Source organism: Rhodoferax sp. P2_H8_2 (genome assembly GCF_056403235.1).
Genome location: NZ_JBFUFW010000022.1, coordinates 1 through 1262, shown reverse-complemented (window position 1 = coordinate 1262; position 1262 = coordinate 1). Strand labels below are relative to the sequence as shown.

Genomic DNA, 1262 nt, shown 5'->3' with positions numbered 1-1262 from the left:
GTATGAAGACAGAACAGATATACCAACGAGGTACCAGTCGGGAAGCATTGCCAAGACCCTCAAGCGCGTCACCAACATCAAGACCTATGTGGGCGCAAGCGTTGTCAACGACTACCGGTTGACCTACGACCAAAGCAACCATACCAAGCGCACTCGATTGAAGTCGGTGACGCTGTGTGACACCAACAACAGCTGCATACAGCCAACCTCGGTTACTTGGCCTACAACGCCTACTGGAGTGGTTACTCCTACGGCAGCTGCGTTGCCAGTGACCACTGTGCCGTATCTGCGAGATGACGGCAAGATGTACAAATACTTTGCTGACTTCAATGGAGATGGCAAGACCGACTACCTGTGGTACGGTGGCGCGTACGGCAACAGCGGTTGGTATGTAGCCTATGCGACCGATACCGGGTTTAGCACACCGGTGCAAGCGCTGCCGACATGGCTGGGTATTAACAACAATGTGAATTCGGCACCTGTAAGTCAGCTCTCGGATTTGCATAGTGTTCTGCAGCCGGTGGATATGGTGCAGATCGGTGACTTCAATGGCGATGGCAAGATGGACATCATGTGGGTGCCGCCTGCCAGTTCGGATCTGTACCATGGGGCCGGCTGGTGGGTTGCGTATTCCACGGGGACCGGATTTACAGTGCCCACTGCAGCTGCGTTGCCAGTGACCACTGTGCCGTATCTGCGAGATGACGGCAAGATGTACAAATACTTTGCTGACTTCAATGGMGATGGCAAGACCGACTACCTGTGGTACAGCAGCACGTACGGTAGTGGTTGGTATATAGCCTATGCGACCGATACCGGGTTTAGCACACCGGTGCAAGCGCTGCCGACATGGCTGGGTATTAACAACAATGTGAATTCGGCACCTGTAAGTCAGCTCTCGGATTTGCATAGTGTTCTGCAGCCGGTGGATATGGTGCAGATCGGTGACTTCAATGGCGATGGCAAGATGGACATCATGTGGGTGCCGCCTGCCAGTTCGGATCTGTACCATGGGGCCGGCTGGTGGGTTGCGTATTCCCCTACAGGTCACGACACACCGTCCAGTATTGCTGCAGGTGTTGGCAACCAGTTAGACATCAGCTACAAACCCATCACCGATAGCAGCGTCTACACCAAGGATGGTGGTGCTACTGCGGCGGTATACCCCGTACGTGATATCCAGGGCGCACAGCATGTTGTCAGCAGCATTTCCAGATCCAACGGCCTTGGAGGCGTCAACACCGCCACCTACACCTACGGTG

The 1262-nt window shown here is 54.6% G+C and carries 1 protein-coding gene; it reads left to right on the top strand.

The genetic code is table 11. The features are described 5' to 3' along the window. Positions 1-1262: FG-GAP-like repeat-containing protein (locus tag AC1DV6_RS18495; protein WP_477980063.1), on the top strand; the 1262-nt coding region annotated here is incomplete at both ends.